This is a genomic window from Herbaspirillum sp. WGmk3, assembly GCF_023952535.1.
GTDB lineage: Bacteria > Pseudomonadota > Gammaproteobacteria > Burkholderiales > Burkholderiaceae_D > Herbaspirillum > Herbaspirillum huttiense.
Genome location: NZ_JAKYWT010000002.1, coordinates 908,677 through 926,162, shown reverse-complemented (window position 1 = coordinate 926,162; position 17,486 = coordinate 908,677). Strand labels below are relative to the sequence as shown.

Annotated in this window: 15 protein-coding genes; 13 read left to right on the top strand and 2 right to left on the bottom strand. The window is 62.9% G+C overall.

Translation table 11 applies throughout. From position 1 onward, the window contains the following. Positions 1–5: 5 nt before the first annotated feature. The 3 genes from MKD49_RS10045 to MKD49_RS10035 all read left to right on the top strand — a co-directional run bounded on the left by MKD49_RS10045 (position 6) and on the right by MKD49_RS10035 (position 3,475). Positions 6–1,646 (top strand): GMC oxidoreductase, encoded by a 1,641-nt coding sequence (locus tag MKD49_RS10045; protein WP_252696185.1) that lies wholly within the window; start codon positions 6–8, stop codon positions 1,644–1,646. 172 nt (positions 1,647–1,818) lie between these two features. After that, positions 1,819–3,114 carry an acyltransferase gene (locus MKD49_RS10040; RefSeq protein WP_252696184.1) on the top strand — a complete coding sequence of 432 codons (1,296 nt, stop codon included), beginning with the start codon at positions 1,819–1,821 and terminating at the stop codon, positions 3,112–3,114. A 118-nt stretch (positions 3,115–3,232) separates the two neighbouring features. Continuing rightward, complete coding sequence (locus tag MKD49_RS10035; protein ID WP_034330072.1) at positions 3,233–3,475, top strand: hypothetical protein; 243 nt, start codon at positions 3,233–3,235, stop codon at positions 3,473–3,475. An 89-nt stretch (positions 3,476–3,564) separates the two neighbouring features. Here the strand turns inward: MKD49_RS10035 and dmeF are convergent, their stop codons facing one another. Then, positions 3,565–4,533 (bottom strand): CDF family Co(II)/Ni(II) efflux transporter DmeF, encoded by a 969-nt coding sequence (dmeF, locus tag MKD49_RS10030; RefSeq protein ID WP_252696183.1) that lies wholly within the window; start codon positions 4,531–4,533, stop codon positions 3,565–3,567. A gap of 16 nt (positions 4,534–4,549) precedes the next feature. Continuing rightward, complete coding sequence (locus tag MKD49_RS10025) at positions 4,550–4,825, bottom strand: metal/formaldehyde-sensitive transcriptional repressor (RefSeq protein WP_034330055.1); 276 nt, start codon at positions 4,823–4,825, stop codon at positions 4,550–4,552. Between the two features lie 247 nt (positions 4,826–5,072). Here MKD49_RS10025 and MKD49_RS10020 point away from each other — a divergent pair, with 247 nt between their 5' ends. The 10 genes from MKD49_RS10020 (at position 5,073) to flhF (ending at position 17,484) form a co-directional block, all read left to right on the top strand. Then, the gene (locus MKD49_RS10020) at positions 5,073–6,743 is read left to right on the top strand and encodes a methyl-accepting chemotaxis protein (RefSeq protein WP_252696182.1); all 1,671 of its coding nucleotides are present in this window, start codon (positions 5,073–5,075) and stop codon (positions 6,741–6,743) included. Positions 6,744–7,155: 412 nt separating this feature from the next. Continuing rightward, a complete protein-coding gene (locus tag MKD49_RS10015) occupies positions 7,156–8,235 on the top strand; it encodes a glycosyltransferase family A protein (protein WP_121039707.1) in 1,080 nt (359 codons plus the stop codon). 262 nt (positions 8,236–8,497) lie between these two features. Beyond that, positions 8,498–9,370 (top strand): CheR family methyltransferase, encoded by an 873-nt coding sequence (locus tag MKD49_RS10010; protein WP_034329518.1) that lies wholly within the window; start codon positions 8,498–8,500, stop codon positions 9,368–9,370. After that, positions 9,367–9,972: a chemoreceptor glutamine deamidase CheD gene (cheD, locus tag MKD49_RS10005; protein WP_039788508.1), complete on the top strand. Its 606-nt coding sequence runs from the start codon at positions 9,367–9,369 to the stop codon at positions 9,970–9,972. The genes MKD49_RS10010 and cheD overlap by 4 nt, the downstream gene beginning before the upstream one ends. A gap of 77 nt (positions 9,973–10,049) precedes the next feature. Next, complete coding sequence (locus MKD49_RS10000) at positions 10,050–11,126, top strand: chemotaxis response regulator protein-glutamate methylesterase (protein ID WP_252696181.1); 1,077 nt, start codon at positions 10,050–10,052, stop codon at positions 11,124–11,126. Between the two features lie 177 nt (positions 11,127–11,303). Beyond that, a complete protein-coding gene (gene cheY, locus MKD49_RS09995) occupies positions 11,304–11,699 on the top strand; it encodes a chemotaxis response regulator CheY (RefSeq protein ID WP_006712751.1) in 396 nt (131 codons plus the stop codon). Continuing rightward, positions 11,692–12,351 (top strand): protein phosphatase CheZ, encoded by a 660-nt coding sequence (cheZ, locus tag MKD49_RS09990; protein WP_134135248.1) that lies wholly within the window; start codon positions 11,692–11,694, stop codon positions 12,349–12,351. Before cheY ends, cheZ begins: the two co-directional genes overlap by 8 nt. A 359-nt stretch (positions 12,352–12,710) precedes the next feature. After that, the gene (gene flhB / locus MKD49_RS09985; RefSeq protein WP_121039716.1) at positions 12,711–13,886 is read left to right on the top strand and encodes a flagellar biosynthesis protein FlhB; all 1,176 of its coding nucleotides are present in this window, start codon (positions 12,711–12,713) and stop codon (positions 13,884–13,886) included. 2 nt (positions 13,887–13,888) lie between these two features. Continuing rightward, positions 13,889–15,997 carry a flagellar biosynthesis protein FlhA gene (gene flhA, locus MKD49_RS09980; RefSeq protein WP_039788504.1) on the top strand — a complete coding sequence of 703 codons (2,109 nt, stop codon included), beginning with the start codon at positions 13,889–13,891 and terminating at the stop codon, positions 15,995–15,997. Next, positions 15,994–17,484, top strand: a complete 1,491-nt coding sequence (gene flhF, locus MKD49_RS09975; RefSeq protein ID WP_121039719.1) for a flagellar biosynthesis protein FlhF — start codon at positions 15,994–15,996, stop codon at positions 17,482–17,484. The genes flhA and flhF overlap by 4 nt, the downstream gene beginning before the upstream one ends. The last annotated feature ends 2 nt before the right edge of the window (positions 17,485–17,486 follow it).

Below are 17,486 nucleotides of genomic sequence, written 5' to 3'. Positions count from 1 at the left end.
CCAGCTTGATCCGATATCTCTCCGATTGCGACAGCGCAAGCCTGCAGGATTACCCGGTCTGTGTGGTCGGCAGCGGCCCCGGCGGCCTCAGCCTGGCGGTGGCCTTGTCGCGCCAGGGCCAGCGGGTGTTGCTGGTCGATGGCGGCGACTGGCGTGAAGAGCAGGTCGACGACGACGCCTACCAGGGCAGCGCCGCTGCGCCACACCCGGCGACCACCGAATACCGCCGTCAGCGTTTTGGCGGCACCACGCATTTGTGGGGTGGCCGCTGCGTGCCGCTGGATCCGGCGGACTTTGCGGCGCGCCCGCACGTCCCGCTCAGCGGCTGGCCGATTTCCTATGAAGAATACGCACGCTATCTTCCGGAAGCGATGCAGTACTGCGATGCGGGCGCGGCTGACTTTACGCCGGCCAGCCTGGCCGGGGGCAATGGTCCGATGTTTGCCGAGCTGCCTCAGCTGCAGGAGGCCCTCACCGAATACATCGAGCGCTACAGTCTTCCAACCGATTTTGCGGCGAAGTTCGCCGAGGAACTGAAAGCCTCCGATCGGGTGACCGTGGTACTGCGCGCCCGCTGCACGCGGCTGGTGGCCAGCGCCGACGGTTCGCACATCGAGTCCATCGTGCTGCACGATGGCAAGCAGCAGGTTCCGGTGCGGGCCGGACAGTTCGTGCTGGCGGGCGGTGCCATCGAGGCGACCCGCCTGCTGTTGTGTACGCGCGAGGAGCTGCCTGCCTGGCAGCGCTTCGATGGCAGCCTGGGACGTTATTACGCCTGCCACTTCGACCTGATCTTCGGCGAGATGCGTCTCACCGGCGAGAAGCCGCGCTTCAGTTTCCAGAAGACGCAGGATGGCGTCTATGCACGCCGCAAGCTGCAGTTCACGCCGCAATGGCAAAACCAGCTGGGTTTGCTCAATTCGACCTTGCGGCTGCATTTTCCTTCCTATGGCGATCCGGGCCATGGCAGTGGCGTGCTGTCGGCGATTTATCTCGCCAAGTCGGTTCTGCCTTCCGAACATCAGGACATTCTCAATCACGGCAGCCAGAGTGCAGCCGCTGATCCGCGTCGGCTGGCGCATCTGCGCAACGTGATATTCGATGCGGGTTCGGTGTTCGGCTTTGCCTACGACATGGTGGTCAAGCGCAAGCTGGCCAAGCGCAAGCTGCCTTACACGCTGATCCCCAACCGCAACGGCACCTATCCGCTGGAATTCAACAGCGAGCAGGTGGGCGATGCCGGCAACTGCATCCGCCTGCTCGATGCGACCGACCGCTACGGCATGCGACGGGTGGATGTCCACTGGCGGCTGACCGCGCAGGATATCGAGTCCGGTATCCAATCCTTCACGACCATGCAGTCGCTGCTGGCCAAGACCCGGCACTGCCGCCTGGACTTTGATCCGGGTGAGCTCCGGGAGCAGGTGACACGCGCCTTGCCCGTGGGCGGGCATCACATCGGCAGCACGCGCATGGGAACGTCGGTGCGTGACAGTGTGGTCGATACCGATTGCCGCCTGCATGGCGTGGACAACCTGCTGGTGCTCAGTTCCTCGGTATTCCCCACCAACGGGCATGCCAATCCGACCCTGAGCATCGTGGCGATGGCCTTGCGGATGGCGGAGCATTTGCGTAGAGGGCAGTGAGCATGCCGGACTGGATGCCATGTCCGCAAGCGCGCGACGACATGCATCCGGGCCAGGTGGAAATGCAGTGAGAAGCAGTGAATCAGTCGGACCAGTGAGGGGACCATAAAACAAGCCGGAGGCTTAGGCACAAGATCTGCAAAAAGCTTCATGTATCCGTTTCCGACAGCGCTTGTCCGGCTGGCGGCAGGGATATCGGGGGGAGGGGCAAAGCAGTCTGAACACCGTAGTGCAACGTTGGCCAGAGAAGTTCATACACGTAATTCCAGCCGGCACGCAAGGGTGCAAGCTGGACTTCACCCCGGGGGGAGTCATGAACAAGGCAGTCCAGACGCTGTATCAGGGGCAGGCAAAGATCGAAGAGCTGGAAAGCATCCGCGGCATGGCCGCCTTATTGGTGGTGTTCTACCACATCCCCAACTGGAACCCGCTGTTTGACATCGGCATCGTCCGCAGCGGCTACCTGATGGTTCACCTGTTTTTCGTGCTGTCGGGCTTCGTGATCTACAACGCTTATGCTGCCAGGATCGGCAGTGCGCAGGATCTGATGCGCTTCCAGTTCCTGCGCTTCGGTCGGCTGTATCCGGTGCACCTGCTCTTCCTGCTGGTCTATGTGCTGTTCGAGGTCGCCAAGTACGTCGGCCAGGCCAGGCTGGGGATCGTCAGTCCCAACTCGCAGCCGTTCCGCGAAAACAGTTTGACGGCCCTGGTGCAGCAGATCTTCCTGGTGCAGGCCATCGGGCCGGCCGGTCATCCCACCAGTTTCAATACGCCAGCCTGGTCCATCAGCGTGGAGTTCTATACCTATCTGATCTTTGGCGCGATCGTGCTGTGCCTGCCACGGATCAAGAACCTGCTGTTTTCCTTGCTTGCCATGGCTTCCTTGCTGATGCTGGTGACCAACGCCACGTTCGGGTTTGGTGATCTGCTGAAGTGTCTGGCGGGTTTCTTCATCGGCTGCCTGACAGCCTTTACCGTTCAACGGTTGCCGCTGGCTTTCCCGCGGGCGCTTTCCCTGATCCTCTTTGCCGCCATCGTCGCGTTTCTTCACTGGAAGACGTCGGAGCGATACGATGCGGTGATCTATCTGCTCAGCGCCTTGCTCATCGCCAGCGTGGTCGCCGTCAAGGATGGCTACCTGAATCGCCTGCTCAACCTCAAGGCGCTGACCTGGCTGGGTGCCGTCTCCTACGCCGTATACATGTCGCACGTGGCAGTGATCTGGGTACTGAGCCAGGTCATGCGGGTGGTGCTGAAAAAACCGGAAGCCATGATCGGCGAACGAAGCACGCCGCAGCTGTCGGTCGTGGAAGTGATCATTGCGTGGGGGCTGCTGATCGCGATCGTGCTGGTCATTTCCGCCCTGGTCCAGCGGTTCGTGGAAACTCCATTGCGCGCCAGGTCGCGGCGTCTCGCGGAAAGATGGTGGCGCGCAGAAACACATCCCGCCTCCCGGCAGGTTACATAAACACACAATTTCAGGTCCGCCCGCTTCTGATTTGGCTCGTTATCTGTTCACCACCATCGTGGTCAACGGCGTCTGCTCACGCCGTCACATTCCGCCAAACAAGATCAGGAGCAAGACCATGAAATCCCTACTATTGATCCCGGCACTGGCCGCGGCCTTCGGCCTGAGCGGCTGCGTGGTGACCCCGCCCACGGTACGCCCGGCCTATGTGGCCCAGCCGGCCTACGTTGCGCCGCCGGGGGTGGTGTACGTGCAGCCCACCTATGCTTCGCCCGGTCCGGGCTGGGTCTGGGAATATCACTCCTACTATGGCTGGGGCTGGCATCACCCGCACTACGGCTGGCATCGCGGCTGGCGCTGAGCCAGCACGCTGCACCCGGCAGATGTAAAGACAGCGGCCTCGGCCGCTGTCATTTTTTGTTCATCGTTTCACGCCAGCCTGCCGCTCACTCATCCGGCCTGATGCAGTTCCAGCGTCAGATGGCGCAGCTCGCTCACTGTCGCCAGCTTTTCCCGCAAGCGTGCTTCCGTGACGGACTGGCCTCCGGACACGCTGACGATGGCCGCACGCGCCGCCGGCCCGATGCGCCAGACGTGCAGGTCCTCGATGTGCACCGCTTCGTCCGCCAGCGCCTGCTCGATGCGTGCCGCGACCTGTGCATCGGTCACATCCAGCAGCACCGCAGCACTGCTCTGCAGCAGGCTCCACGACCAGCGCGCAATCACCACCGCACCCACCACGCCCATCAGCGGATCCAGCCAGGTCCAGCCCAGGTAGAGGCCGGCCAGCAGGGCGGCGATGGCCAGCACCGAGGTGAGGGCGTCGGCCACCACGTGCAGGTAGGCAGAGCGCAGATTGTTGTCGTGGCCGTCATGGTGATGGCCGTGATGGTCATGGTGTTCTTGGTGCGCATGCCCGTGATGCGCATGACCGTGCGGATGATCGTGGGCATGCTCGTGTCCATGATGTCCTTCCATGAGCAGCAAGGCGCTGGCGATGTTGACGATCAGTCCGACGATGGCAATCGGGATCGCCTCGCCAAAATCCACCGTGCTCGGACTGGCCAGCCGCCACACTGATTCGCCGCCAATGCCGATGGCGATCACCGCCAGCACCAGCGCCGATGCAAAACCGGCCAGGTCGCCGACCTTGCCGGTGCCGAAGCTGAAACGGCCATCATGCGCGTGGCGGCGTGCAAACACGTAAGCGCCGGCAGCAATGGCCAGCGCGCCGGTATGGGTGGCCATGTGGAAACCGTCGGCCAGCAAGGCCATGGACCCCGTAAAGTAGCCGGCGGCGATCTCGGCCACCATCATCACGGCGGTCAAGGCCACCACCCACAGCGTACGACGGGTGTTGCGGTCATGGTTGGCACCCAGATACATGTGCTCGTGGCGGTAAGTGGCGGGACTGGTCATGGCGTCTCCTTCGACTTCATTTGGCATAGCGCCGAATTGCCTCCAGGACTTCTTCCAGTCCCTGTTGGCGTTGTTCATCGGTCAGGCCGGGGGCGGCCACGTGTTCCCGCGCATGCGCCTCGATCAGCTCGTCCATCAGGCCATGCACGGCGCCACGGATGGCTGCCGCCAGATGCAAGGTCTTGGCACAGTCGGCTTCGCCTTCCAGTGCGCGTTCCAGTGCCTGCACCTGGCCGCCGATGCGACGCACGCGCTTGAGCAGGGCATCCGTCTGTTGTGTGAGATGGGCCATATACAATACCCCCCTATCCTATTAAAGGAGGGGATTATAGCGTCATTGCGTTGGACAAGTGCAATTGGCCTTGGAGCAGGGGTACCGGCGCTCTTGTGCTGTGGCAATATGGCTATATGAAGCTTTGTTCATTCAGTTACGCGTAAGCTGGCCGCTATAGCCTCTGGACAATGCGGTGTGTTTCGTCCGCAATCAAACCTGTAGTGGATCAGGTGAAGAAAAGCGGAAAATCCGCGAGGAGACAAGGATGGGGAAGAACAAGGGAGCCGGTGCATCCGCCCGGGCATGGACTGGTGGATTGCCCTGGGTGGCGGGCTTGGTGCTGGGCGGGGCAGGGGCCTTGGCCTTGCATGCGGCCGGTGCCGCGCAATGGCTGAGTGCGCCAGGCTGCAGCGGTGTGGCCGTGGTGCTGGGGCTGGCCGGGTTTGCCCTGGCGCAGCGGCGTGCACAGCCCGGAGAAGGACAACTGGTCGACAAGATCAGCGGCGAGATCGATCACATCATGATCGGGGCGGCGGAGACCTCCTTCTTTGTCGATACCATCAAGACCAAGATCAGCAAGGACGTCGTCGCCGCCGACCGCATGGCGGCCAGTGCGGAGCAGAACGCCGCTACCACTGAACAGATTGCCGCCAATGCCGAGCGCGCCTCGGCCATCGCGGCGGAGGTGCGTACCGAGAGTGTCAGCGGCCGCTCTGAAGTAGATCGCGGACTGCAGCAGATCGGGCAGGCCCGCACGGATGCCTTGTCAGCCTCTTCGATGATGGCGCAGCTGCAGGAAAAGTCGCGCCGCATCCACGGCATCACCGAAGTCATCAGCGAGATCGCGGCCCGCACCAACCTGCTGGCCCTGAACGCCGCCATCGAGGCGGCGCGCGCTGGTGAGCAGGGGCGCGGGTTTGCCGTGGTGGCGGGCGAAGTGCGCCAGCTGGCCCAGCGGACCAAGGAAGCCACGGATGATATCGGCGTGATGGTGCGGGCCATCACCGAAGAAGCCGAGCGCGCGGCGACCGGTATGAATTCGCTCAGCAGCCGGGTGCTGGAGGCGGCCCAGAATGTGGAGAAGGTACACGGCCTGCTCAACAGCATCGAACGCTCTTCCAGCCAGTCGCAGGAGCAGATCGAGGAGATCGCGGTGGCCTCGCGCGAACACGTGCAGACCACGCAGGAGATCGCCGAGGCCATCACCGACATCCGCAACGGCATGCTGCACACCGATCAGGAACTGCCGCGCGTGGCGGCGTCCGCCATGTTGTTGTCAGAGCGTGCCGAAGCGGTGTTCGAAGCCATCATCGATGGCGGCGCCCGCAGCGGACACGACGATATCCGTGTCGCCGCCACGGGTGGGGCGCAGGCCGTAGGCAAGCTGTTCGAGACCGCGATCCGTTCCGGCCAGATCAGTGAGGCGGCTCTTTTCGACCGTACTTACAAGCCTATCCCCAACACCTCGCCGCAGAAGCATTCCAGCCAGTTCGACGGCTTTACCGATCGGGTGCTGCCAGCGATCCAGGAAGCGCTGCTGGCCAGCATGCCGCAACTGGCCTACGCGGGTGCCGTGGACAACAACGGCTACTTCCCGACCCACAACAAGAAGTTCTCCCAGCCCCTGACCGGCGACTACGACACCGATCTCGTCAACAACCGCACCAAACGCATCTTCAGCGACCGCACCGGCAAGCGCTGCGGAGCCAATACCAGGCCCTTCCTCCTGCAGACCTACAAGCGCGACACTGGCGAGGTCATGCACGACCTGTCGGTGCCGATCTACGTGAACGGCAAGCACTGGGGCGGCTTCCGGGTGGGGTATCGCTCCAGCCACGCACCGGCCTCCGGCGACACGGTGCCGGCCAAAACGCCGGTGCCTGCCGCAGCCGCACCCCGGCTGGCGTCCGCGGGCACGCGCGCGCTGCGGCGCTGAGGGCGGGACCTGGCGGGGCCATGCCTCACCCCGTCAGATTTGCTTGACACTCCGTAGAGCTTGATAGACTATTCGACAAGTATTTGCAGTGCAGCATAAACCGCCCGCCAGAAGGCCGCGTTGCTTGTTGCGCCATCGCAATGAGGTCAGCGTGGCTGTCTTTTTGCGTCTGCGGCCTGCTGTTCAGCCTCGGGGCCGAGGTGCATCGCGCTTCGCTCCAGCGGGGTGAGGACGGCGATGCCTCCGGTTGCCGCATGATGGCTTGCGCTGGTCAGCTCATCCCTGAACTGTTGGCCAGGTGGCTCGTCCAAGCCTCTCATTGCAAGGATGACTGGCGGGGCAATGCGCCGACTGTCCCGCGCCAGGTCTTGTGCGCGGATGAATCTCAATCATTTGATTATGGAGTGTGACGATGGCCACCATCGACGTCTTGTTGCCGGTGAAGAATGGCGTGGATTTCCTGGCAGAGTCCCTGGACAGCCTCAAGGCACAGAGTTTCAAGGACTGGCGTGTCCTGGTGCTGGATCACGGCTCGGATGACGGCAGCGCCGAAATGGCCGCGCGCTATCACGAGGCCGATCCGCGTATCGAACTGCATTCCTTCCCCGAGGCGGATGGCTTGTCCGGCCTGCTCAACAAGGGCCTGGAGATCAGCGATTGCCGCTATGTCATGCGGCATGATGCCGATGATGTCTGCTACCCGGAACGCATGGCGCTATCGCTGGCAGCCTTCGAGCAGGACCGCCAGTGCGTGGCCATCGGTGGCCAGGCCGACGTGATCAATGCCGCCGGCGCGCCGATCGGCGACATGTCGATGCCCATCGGCCGCTTGCGCGTCGGTGCCGCCAGCCTGTTCCGCAATCCGATTGCACACCCCACGGCGATGCTGGATTTCGCCCAGGTGCAGAAGGCCGGCATCCGTTACGGCAGCGATTTCATGGGCGTGTTCGCGCCCGAACAGCAGATGGTCGTCAAGAACCTGGCGGAAGATTACTTCTTGTTCGGGCAGTTGGCCGTGCAGGGCAAGTGCAACAACGTGCCGCACAAGCTGATCAAATATCGTTGGCACGGTAACAACGTCAGTGCGCGTCGCTTCGATGATCAAATGAAAGTCTCGCTGCAGATCTCGCGGTATCTGTCCCGCGCTTTTGCGCAGATGAAGCAGCAGCCTTATTTCGATCCCGCGCCTTTCTGCAATCATGGCGGGATCCTGTTCGAGCTGGAAGGGCGCAGCGATTTCTCGGCGGAATTCGAACGCATGGCAGCCAGCGTACGTGCCGGGTTCGAGGGATCGCCGGAGGTCGAGCGTGAACTGCGTTTCCGCAAGATCGCCGACACCCGCAACAGTGCCTTGCTGCTGTGGCGTTACTTCCTGTTCCAGTCGCGCGAAGTGCCGGAGACCGGCGAGTGGAACGCGATCCGTTCCTGGCTGATTCGCCGCCTGCCCGGCAAGCGCCGCATGAGTGTCCTGCCGGAAGGTGTTCCGGCCTGATGTTGCACCGGGCGGGGCCGCTCCAGCCCGCTCCGTCCCACGCTTCCCGTGAGGATTTCCAAGGATTGAGAAGTCTATGCACGGCTGCCCCCGATTGACTTGTCGCAATAGGGGGGTAAAACCGTTTCATTTCCAAGGCTGATTCGCTTGACCCCGCCAGGCGGCTGATAGATTATGCGCCAAGGGGATGTCCGCCCAGATGGGGCGGGCGACAGATAGCAAGCAGCGCCGCGACGTGCGCTGCGCCAGGGAAGGGAAGACAGTGAAGCCGACGGTACCAGGCAAGGGCGAATCATCCGGCAAGGAGTTCGATTTCAACAGCCGTGATTTCGAGCGAGTGCGTGGCCTGATCTACCAGCGGGCCGGCATCGCATTGGCCGACAGCAAGCAGGAAATGGTTTACAGTCGCCTCGCGCGACGCCTGCGCGCCACCGGCATCACTTCCTTCCAGCAATACCTGGACATGCTGGAGCGCACCCACGACTCCGAAGAGTGGGAAGCCTTCACCAATGCGCTGACCACCAACCTCACCTCGTTCTTCCGCGAGGCGCACCATTTCCCCATCCTCGCCGACTTCCTCAAGACCCTGAAGGAACCCGCGACCATCTGGTGTTCGGCTGCCTCCACCGGAGAAGAACCCTACACCATCGCCATGACCGCCTGTGAAGCCTATGGCTCGATGACGCCGCCCGTACAGATCGTGGCCACCGACATCGATACCAACGTGCTCGCTACCGGTGCCAATGGCGTCTATCCCATGGAGCGCATCGAGAAGATGTCGCCCGAGCGCGTCAAGAAGTTCTTCCTGCGCGGCAAGGGCAGCCATGAGGGTTACGTGCGCGTGCGTCCCGAATTGCGCAAGCTGATCACCTTCAAGCAACTGAACCTGCTGGGCGATGGCTGGCCTCTCAGCGGCCAGTTCGACGTGATCTTCTGCCGCAACGTGATGATCTATTTCGACAAACCTACCCAGAGCAAGATCCTGTCCCGATTCGTACCCTTGATGAAGCCTCACGCCTTGCTGTTCGCCGGCCACTCGGAGAACTTCCTGTATGTCTCCGACGCCCTCAAGCTCAAGGGCAAGACGGTCTATGAGCTCAATGCCAACCAGCGCGTCGCGAGGGCCAAGCCATGAGCCACGCCTCGGAGCAGATTGCGACCAATCTCTACTACGACCGCACTTTCGATTGCGATGCGGCCAAGATCCTGCCGGGCGAGTTCTACTTCACCAGCAAGGACATGATGATCGTCACCGTGCTGGGCTCCTGCGTCTCGGCCTGCATCCGTGACCGCGTCTCCGGCATCGGCGGCATGAATCACTTCATGCTGCCCGATGGCGGCGGCGACGATGGCAGCCCGGTGTCGGCCTCGGCGCGCTACGGCACCTATGCCATGGAAGTGCTGATCAACGAAGTGCTCAAGTCCGGCGCGCGGCGCGAGAACCTGGAGGCCAAGGTGTTCGGCGGCGGCAATGTGCTGCGCGGCTTCTCGGCCATCAACGTGGGCGAGCGCAATGCCGAATTCGTGCGGCGCTATCTGAAGGCCGAAGGCATCCGCGTGGTTGCCGAAGACCTCAATGACATTTATCCGCGCAAGGTGTACTTCTTCCCGCGTACCGGCAAGGTGCTGGTCAAGAAGCTGAAACAGATGCACAACGACACCCTGGTGAACCGCGAAAAAGCCTACGCCAGCAAGCTGGTCACCAAGCCGGTCGGCGGCGAGGTGGATCTGTTCTGATGGGGCAGGGTGGACGACACCCGAGGCATCTCAGGGCAACCTGCAACATTGAGTTTGAGTGATTGAGTGATTGAGTGATGAAAATTAAAGTTCTTATCGTCGACGATTCGGCACTGATCCGCAGCGTGATGCGCGAGATCATCGGCAGCCAGCCGGACATGGAAGTGGTCGGCGTGGCGCCGGACCCGATCATTGCCCGCGAGCTGATCAAGCAGACCAATCCGGACGTGCTGACGCTGGACGTGGAAATGCCGCGCATGGATGGCCTGGATTTCCTGGAAAAGCTGATGCGCCTGCGCCCCATGCCGGTGGTGATGGTGTCCTCGCTGACCGAGCGCGGCTCCGAAATCACCCTGCGTGCGCTGGAACTGGGCGCGATCGACTTCGTGACCAAGCCCAAGATCTCAATCCAGAGCGGCATGCAGGAATATGCCGACATGATCGCCGACAAGATCCGCGCTGCCGCCAAGGCGCGCGTGCGCGCCCGTCCGTCGCGCGCCTCCGAGCAGGCGGCCACGCCCGGCGAGGTCTTGCCGCAGATCCGCAATCCGCTCACCAGTAGCGAAAAACTGATCATCATCGGGGCCTCCACCGGCGGCACCGAAGCCATCAAGGAATTCCTGATCCGCATGCCCTCGGATTGCCCGGGCATCCTGATCACCCAGCACATGCCGGAGGGCTTTACGCGCTCCTTCGCCCAGCGCCTCAACAACCTGTGCAAGATCTCGGTGGTGGAGTCGGCCGGCAACGAACGCGTGCTGCCGGGCCATGCCTACATCGCGCCGGGACACTCGCACCTGAAACTGGTGCGCAGCGGTGCCAACTACATGACCCAGCTCGACCAGGGCCCGCCGGTGAACCGGCATCGCCCTTCGGTGGATGTCCTGTTCCAGTCGGCCGCTACCTGTGCCGGCAAGAACGCGGTCGGCGTGATCCTGACCGGCATGGGCAAGGATGGTGCCCAGGGCATGCTGGAGATGCGCAATGCCGGGGCCTACAACTTTGCCCAGGATGAAGCATCCTGCGTGGTCTTCGGCATGCCGCGCGAAGCGATAGCCATCGGGGCCGCGCACGAAGTGCTGTCGCTGCAATCCATGCCGGGCCGGGTGCTGGCGTGGCTGGCAGAACACGGAAGCCGCGCATTGCGCGTATGAAGCATTTTTCAGCGCTTATTGTTCTGCCAATTTTGTTTTGCTGCACTACAATGCGTTGCAGATAAGAGGCAGCATGGGCTCTCCCGCCCGTGCTGAGGTAAAAAAGAGAGGTCGGTTCAAGTTCGTTGCGCAACTTGCCGATAATCAAGAATTCAATTGTTCAGATGGAGTCTTAGCATGTCGGGTCCCAATACCAAGTTCTTAGTCGTCGATGACTTTTCGACCATGCGCCGCATCGTGCGCAACCTGCTCAAGGAATTGGGCTACACCAACGTGGACGAGGCCGAAGACGGCGTGCAGGCGCTGCAGAAACTGCGCAGCGACCAGTTCGACTTCGTCGTCTCCGACTGGAACATGCCCAACATGGATGGCCTGACCATGCTGCAGGAAATCCGCAAGGATCCGGCCCTGTCCAAGCTGCCCGTGCTGATGGTGACGGCCGAAGCCAAGAAGGAAAATATCGTCGCCGCCGCCCAGGCCGGTGCCAATGGCTACGTGGTCAAGCCTTTCACCGCGGCGACGCTGGATGAAAAGCTGGGCAAGATCTTCGAAAAAATGGCCGCAGGTGGCTGAGGTGGACAACGCCGCTCATCCTGCTCGCACGCCCTCCGCCGAGGGCACCGGGGTCAACGACGAGGTGCTGGTCCGTATCGGCCACATGACGCGCAACCTGCACGACAGCTTGCGCGGCCTGGGCTTCGACCGGCTGCTGGAAAAAGCCGCCAGCGACATGCCGGACGCGCGTGACCGCCTGGAATACGTGGCCCGCATGACCGAACAGGCCGCCCAGCGCGTGCTCAACGCTACCGAACTGGCGAGCCCGCTGCAGGAGCGCATCAATGAAGGTGCCAGCGAGCTCAAGGCGCAATGGGATGCGGCTGCTACCGGCAGTTTTGCCGAAGCCGATGTCCGCGCGCTGGCGGCGAAGACCTCCGCCTTCCTGGCCCAAACCAGCGAAGACAGCAGCGTCACCAAGCAGCAACTGCTGGATATCATGATGGCGCAGGACTTCCAGGATCTGACCGGCCAGGTCATCAAGCGCGTCACCAAGCTGGCGCACGACCTGGAATCGCAACTGGTGCAGCTGCTGGTGGACTACGCGCCCACCGAAACCAAGCGCGAGGATACGGGACTGCTCAACGGTCCCCAGATCGATCCTGCCGGCAAGGATGTCATCGCCAACCAGGGGCAGGTGGACGACCTGCTGGAGAGTCTGGGCTTCTGAAGCCGGTTTCTCCGCATCTCCCGACCCGGATAGACGCTTCGGCACTTGCCAATCAGGCAAGTCCGGAGCGTTTTGTCTTGATGTGGCCGCTACGCCACGCCGGGCGGGCTTTTCAGGCCGGACAGGTGGCCGCAAGTGCCCGTCCAGCTTGACTTTCTTCACATTTTGACGGCCCGATACGCAGCGTTTTGTCCAAGGCAGACCCTTGCGGTTTTGCCTAGTCCGAAATGGGGGACCTTTTCGCCCCTATTCCCCTGATGATCCGGGCGGCCGCTCGCCAATAATCCTAGCCTATTGTTCTACAAATCCGTCCAGCGCCGGCGCTGGCGGAAAAGCGGTTTAGCAGGGGGATACGGCGGATGGCCGAAGACAGCGACATGGAGCGGACCGAACCCGCCACGGGCAAACGCATTGAGCGTGCCCGTGAGCAGGGGGATGTCCCGCGTTCGCGCGAATTGGCCACGACCTTGATGCTGCTGGTCGGCGGCAGCTGTGTCTGGCTTTTCAGCGGCCCCGTAGTGACCGCCCTGGATCGCATCATGGTGGCGACCCTGACCTTCGAACGGGCGGCCGCCTTCGACCCGGCGCTGCTGTTCGACATGCTCAGTGCCCATATGCTGGATGTGGCCGTTTCCATGATCCCGCTGGCCTTCCTGATGACCCTGGCCGCCATGGCCGCGCCGCTGATGCTGGGCGGCTGGCTGTTCAACGTCGATTCGCTGGCGCCCAAATTCAGCAAGCTCAATCCCATCAGCGGCTTCGCCAACATGTTCTCGATCAATTCCCTGGTCGAACTGGGCAAGGCGGTGCTCAAGACGCTGCTGGTCGGTACCGTGGCCTGGATCGCCATCCGCAGCCAGCTCGATGCCGTCATGGGCCTGGGCGTGGAATCGCTCAAGACCGCCGGTTCACATGCCGCGCAGCTGCTGTGGATCAGCTTCATCACCATGGTCTCGGCGCTGATCCTGATCGCGGCGCTGGACGTGCCTTACCAGATCTGGAATTACGGCCGCAAGCTGCGCATGACGCGCGAAGAGGTCAAGCAGGAACACAAGGAATCCGAAGGCGATCCGCACATCAAGGGCAAGATTCGCGCGATGCAGCGCGCCATGGCCCGCCGCCGCATGATGGCCGAAGTGCCGACCGCCGATGTGGTGGTGACCAACCCGACCCACTTCGCGGTCGCCCTGAAGTACACCGAAGGCAAGATGGGCGCGCCCAAGGTGGTGGCCAAGGGCGCCGACGACGTCGCCGCCAAGATTCGCGAGCTGGCACGCGAGCACAAGGTGCCGTTGCTGGAAGCGCCGCCGCTGGCACGTGCGCTGCACGCCCATACCGAGATCGGCGACGAGATTCCCGAAGCGCTCTACACCGCCGTGGCCGAAGTGCTGGCCTACGTGTTCCAGTTGCGTACCTTCGGTCAGTTCGGCGGCAACCGTCCGGTGGAACCGACCGAACTGAACGTGCCCAAGGACCTTGATCCGGCCACTGCGCCCAAGAAGCCTCGCGGCCCCAAGAATAGAAACAGGCAGTAACGATGGCAACCAAACTCAATACCATGAAAATCCCGGCCTGGGTCCCGCTCAAGAGCGGCCGGGCGCTGGCGGCCCCGATCCTGATCGTCATGATGCTGGCGATGATGGTGTTGCCGCTGCCGGCTTTCATGCTGGATCTGCTGTTCAGCTTCAACATCTCGCTGTCGGTGATCGTGCTGATGACTGCGCTGTACACCGTCAAGCCGCTGGACTTCATCGCCTTCCCGGCGGTGCTGCTGGTGTCGACCATGCTGCGCCTGTCACTGAACGTGGCCTCCACCCGGGTGGTGCTGACCGAAGGCCACACCGGTCCGGATGCGGCCGGCAAGGTGATCGAAGCCTTCGGCCACTTCCTGATCGGCGGCAACTACACCGTTGGTATCGTGGTGTTCGTGATCCTGACCATCATCAACTTCATGGTGGTGACCAAGGGTGCCGGCCGTATCGCCGAAGTGGGCGCGCGCTTCACCCTGGACGCCATGCCCGGCAAGCAGATGGCGATCGACGCCGACCTCAACGCCGGCATGATCGGTGAACCCGAAGCCCGCGCCCGCCGCAAGGAAGTGGCGCAGGAATCCGAGTTCTACGGGGCCATGGACGGTGCCTCCAAGTACGTGCGCGGCGATGCCGTGGCCGGCATCATCGTGACGGTGGTCAACATCGTCGGCGGCCTGGTGGTGGGCATGGTGCAGCACGACCTGGCCTTCGATGCCGCGCTGAAGAACTACACGCTGCTGGCCATCGGTGACGGCCTGGTGGCGCAGATCCCTTCGCTGATCATCTCGACCGCCGCCGGTGTGGTGGTCTCGCGCGTGGCCAACGACCAGGACGTCGGCGGGCAGCTGATCAATCAGCTCTTCGCCAAGCCGGAAGTGCTCTACATTACCGCCGTCATCATCGGCGGCATGGGCCTGATCCCGGGCATGCCGCACATCGCCTTCCTGCTGCTGGCTGCGGCCATGGCCGGCGGTGCATACGCCATCAGCAAGCGGGTGCAAACGGCCAAGGCCGAAGCCGCCGCGGCCACTCCGCAGGCCGCTGCCGCCGCAGCTGCGCCCTCGGAAGCGGAAGAGGCGACCTGGAACGACGTCATGCCGGTCGATACCCTGGGCCTGGAAGTCGGCTATCGCCTCATCCCGCTGGTGGACAAGGGGCAGGGTGGCGAACTGCTCAAGCGCATCAAGGGCATCCGCAAGAAATTCGCCCAGGAAGTCGGTTTCCTTTCGCCGCCGATTCACATCCGCGACAACCTGGAACTGAAACCGTCGGCCTACCGCATCACCCTGAAGGGTGTGGAAGTGGGCAACGGCGAGGCGCATGCCGGCCAGTACCTGGCCATCAATCCAGGCATGGTGACTGGTCCGCTGCCAGGGATGATGACCTCCGATCCCGCTTTCGGCCTGCCGGCCGTGTGGATCGACAGCAGCCTGCGCGAACAGGCTTCCACCATGGGTTACACCGTGGTCGATGCCGGTACCGTGGTGGCGACGCACCTGAATCACCTCATCACCACGCATGCGGCCGAACTGCTGGGCCGCCAGGAAGTGCAGAGCCTGCTGGATCACCTGGCCAAGGAAGCCCCCAAGCTGGTGGAAGACCTGGTGCCCAAGATGCTGCCGCTGGGCACGCTGCAGAAGGTCTTGCAGAACCTCTTGCTGGAAGGCGTGCATATCCGCGATATGCGCACTATCATCGAAACATTGGCCGAACACGCCGCCCGCATTCAGGATCCGACCGACCTGACGGCGATTGTACGGATTGCGCTGGGACGCGCCATCGTGCAACAGATTTTCCCGGGCGAGAGCGAGCTGGCCGTCATGGCCCTCGATTCCAAGCTCGAACGCCTGCTCATGCAGGCACTGCAGGCCAGTGGCGACACCGGCGGCATCGAGCCGGGCCTGGCCGATTCGCTGGTGCAGCAGACCGAAATGGCGGCGCAGCGCCAGGAGCAGATGGGCCTGTCGCCCGTGTTGCTGGTCGGCGCACCGCTGCGGACCTTGCTGGCGCGCTTCCTGCGCCGCGCCATGCCGCAGTTGCGCGTGCTGTCGCACGCTGAAGTACCCGAGTCGAAAACGATTAAAGTTACCAGCCTAGTTGGAGGGCAAGCATGAACGTCAAGAAATTTATCGCCAATTCTTCTCGCGAGGCCTGGCGTCAGGTGCGCGAGGCGCTTGGCCCGGATGCCGTCATTCTCTCCAACCGCAATATTCCTGACGGGGTGGAGATCCTGGCCATGGCCAACGAGGACATGACCACCCTGGTGGCCCCGACCGGCGCGCGCGACCCCAATGCTCGCCCGCAGGCGGCCTCGCTGCAGCAGCAGTCCGGTGCGCCGAACGCACAGCAGGCCAAGCGTCCGGCGCTGCTGTCGTCGCCGCTGGCCCAGCAGCCGCCCCGCGCCGCGCGTCCCGAGCATGCGCCATTGCTGGACCAGCCGGCCCACGGCCGCGCGCCTGCGCGCCCGGTGGAAGCTGCTCCGGCCAGCGATGCCCGCGTCTGGCGCAGCCGCCGTGCGGAGCAGGCGGCCGGTGGCCGTCCGGCCTCGGCCCAGCAGGCGCAGGAATCCGGGGAACATGACCAGCGTCCACGTTCGGCCCTGCCTGAATTCGATGGCAAGGACTACGACGAAATCCTCTCCGAAGTCATGAGCGAGATCCGCTCCATGCGCGGCGTGCTGGAAACCCAGCTGGCGGAGATTTCCTGGGGCGGTACGCAGAAACGCGATCCGCTCAAGGGCGTGGTACTGAAGGAAATGCTGGCGGCCGGCTTCTCGGCCAGCCTGTCGCGCCTGATCACCGAAAACCTGCCTGCCAACTCCAAGTCGCAGGACATCATGTTCTGGGTCAAGTCGGTGCTGGCGCGCAATCTCAATACCCTGGCCAACGAAAACGAACTGCTGGAAAACGGCGGCGTCTTCGCGCTGGTCGGCCCCACTGGCGTTGGCAAGACCACCACCACCGCCAAGCTGGCGGCGCGCTGCGTGATGCGCCACGGCTCCGGCAAGCTGGCCTTGATCACGACCGACGGCTACCGTATCGGTGGTTACGAACAACTGCGCATCTACGGCAAGATCCTTGGCGTGATGGTGCACTCGGTCAAGGATGAGACCGACTTGCGCATCGCCCTGGAAGAACTCAAAGGCAAGCACACCGTACTGATCGACACCGCCGGTGTCGGCCAGCGCGACCAGATGGTGGCCGAGCAGGACGCCATGCTGGCCGGTGCCGGCGTGGACATCAAGCGCCTGCTGTGCCTGAATGCCACCGCCACCGGCGGTACGCTCAATGAAGTGGTGCATGCCTATTCCAGCTCCGGGCTGGCCGGCTGCATCATCACCAAGCTGGACGAAGCCGCCACCATCGGCAACGTGCTGGATGTGGTGATCCGCCACAAGCTCAACCTGCATTACGTGGCCAATGGCCAGCGCGTGCCCGAAGACCTGCATGTGGCCAACAAGCTCTACCTGGCCGACCGTGCCTTCAAGCAGAAGCGCGAAACCGCCCCTTTCGAATTCCAGGAAGGTGAGTTGCCGGGCGTGATCGGTCCTACTGCCATGTCCATGAATGACCGGGGACTGCGTGAGGTGAGCTTTGGCTAGTT

Coding starts and splice junctions, on each gene's coding strand:
- MKD49_RS10035 (WP_034330072.1), top strand. CDS start 3,233: ATGAAATCCCTACTATTGATCCCGGCACTGGCCGCGGCCTTCGGCCTG.
- dmeF (WP_252696183.1), bottom strand. CDS start 4,533: ATGACCAGTCCCGCCACTTACCGCCACGAGCACATGTATCTGGGTGCC.
- MKD49_RS10025 (WP_034330055.1), bottom strand. CDS start 4,825: ATGGCCCATCTCACACAACAGACGGATGCCCTGCTCAAGCGCGTGCGT.
- MKD49_RS10020 (WP_252696182.1), top strand. CDS start 5,073: ATGGGGAAGAACAAGGGAGCCGGTGCATCCGCCCGGGCATGGACTGGT.
- MKD49_RS10015 (WP_121039707.1), top strand. CDS start 7,156: ATGGCCACCATCGACGTCTTGTTGCCGGTGAAGAATGGCGTGGATTTC.
- cheD (WP_039788508.1), top strand. CDS start 9,367: ATGAGCCACGCCTCGGAGCAGATTGCGACCAATCTCTACTACGACCGC.
- MKD49_RS10000 (WP_252696181.1), top strand. CDS start 10,050: ATGAAAATTAAAGTTCTTATCGTCGACGATTCGGCACTGATCCGCAGC.
- cheY (WP_006712751.1), top strand. CDS start 11,304: ATGTCGGGTCCCAATACCAAGTTCTTAGTCGTCGATGACTTTTCGACC.
- flhB (WP_121039716.1), top strand. CDS start 12,711: ATGGCCGAAGACAGCGACATGGAGCGGACCGAACCCGCCACGGGCAAA.
- flhA (WP_039788504.1), top strand. CDS start 13,889: ATGGCAACCAAACTCAATACCATGAAAATCCCGGCCTGGGTCCCGCTC.
- flhF (WP_121039719.1), top strand. CDS start 15,994: ATGAACGTCAAGAAATTTATCGCCAATTCTTCTCGCGAGGCCTGGCGT.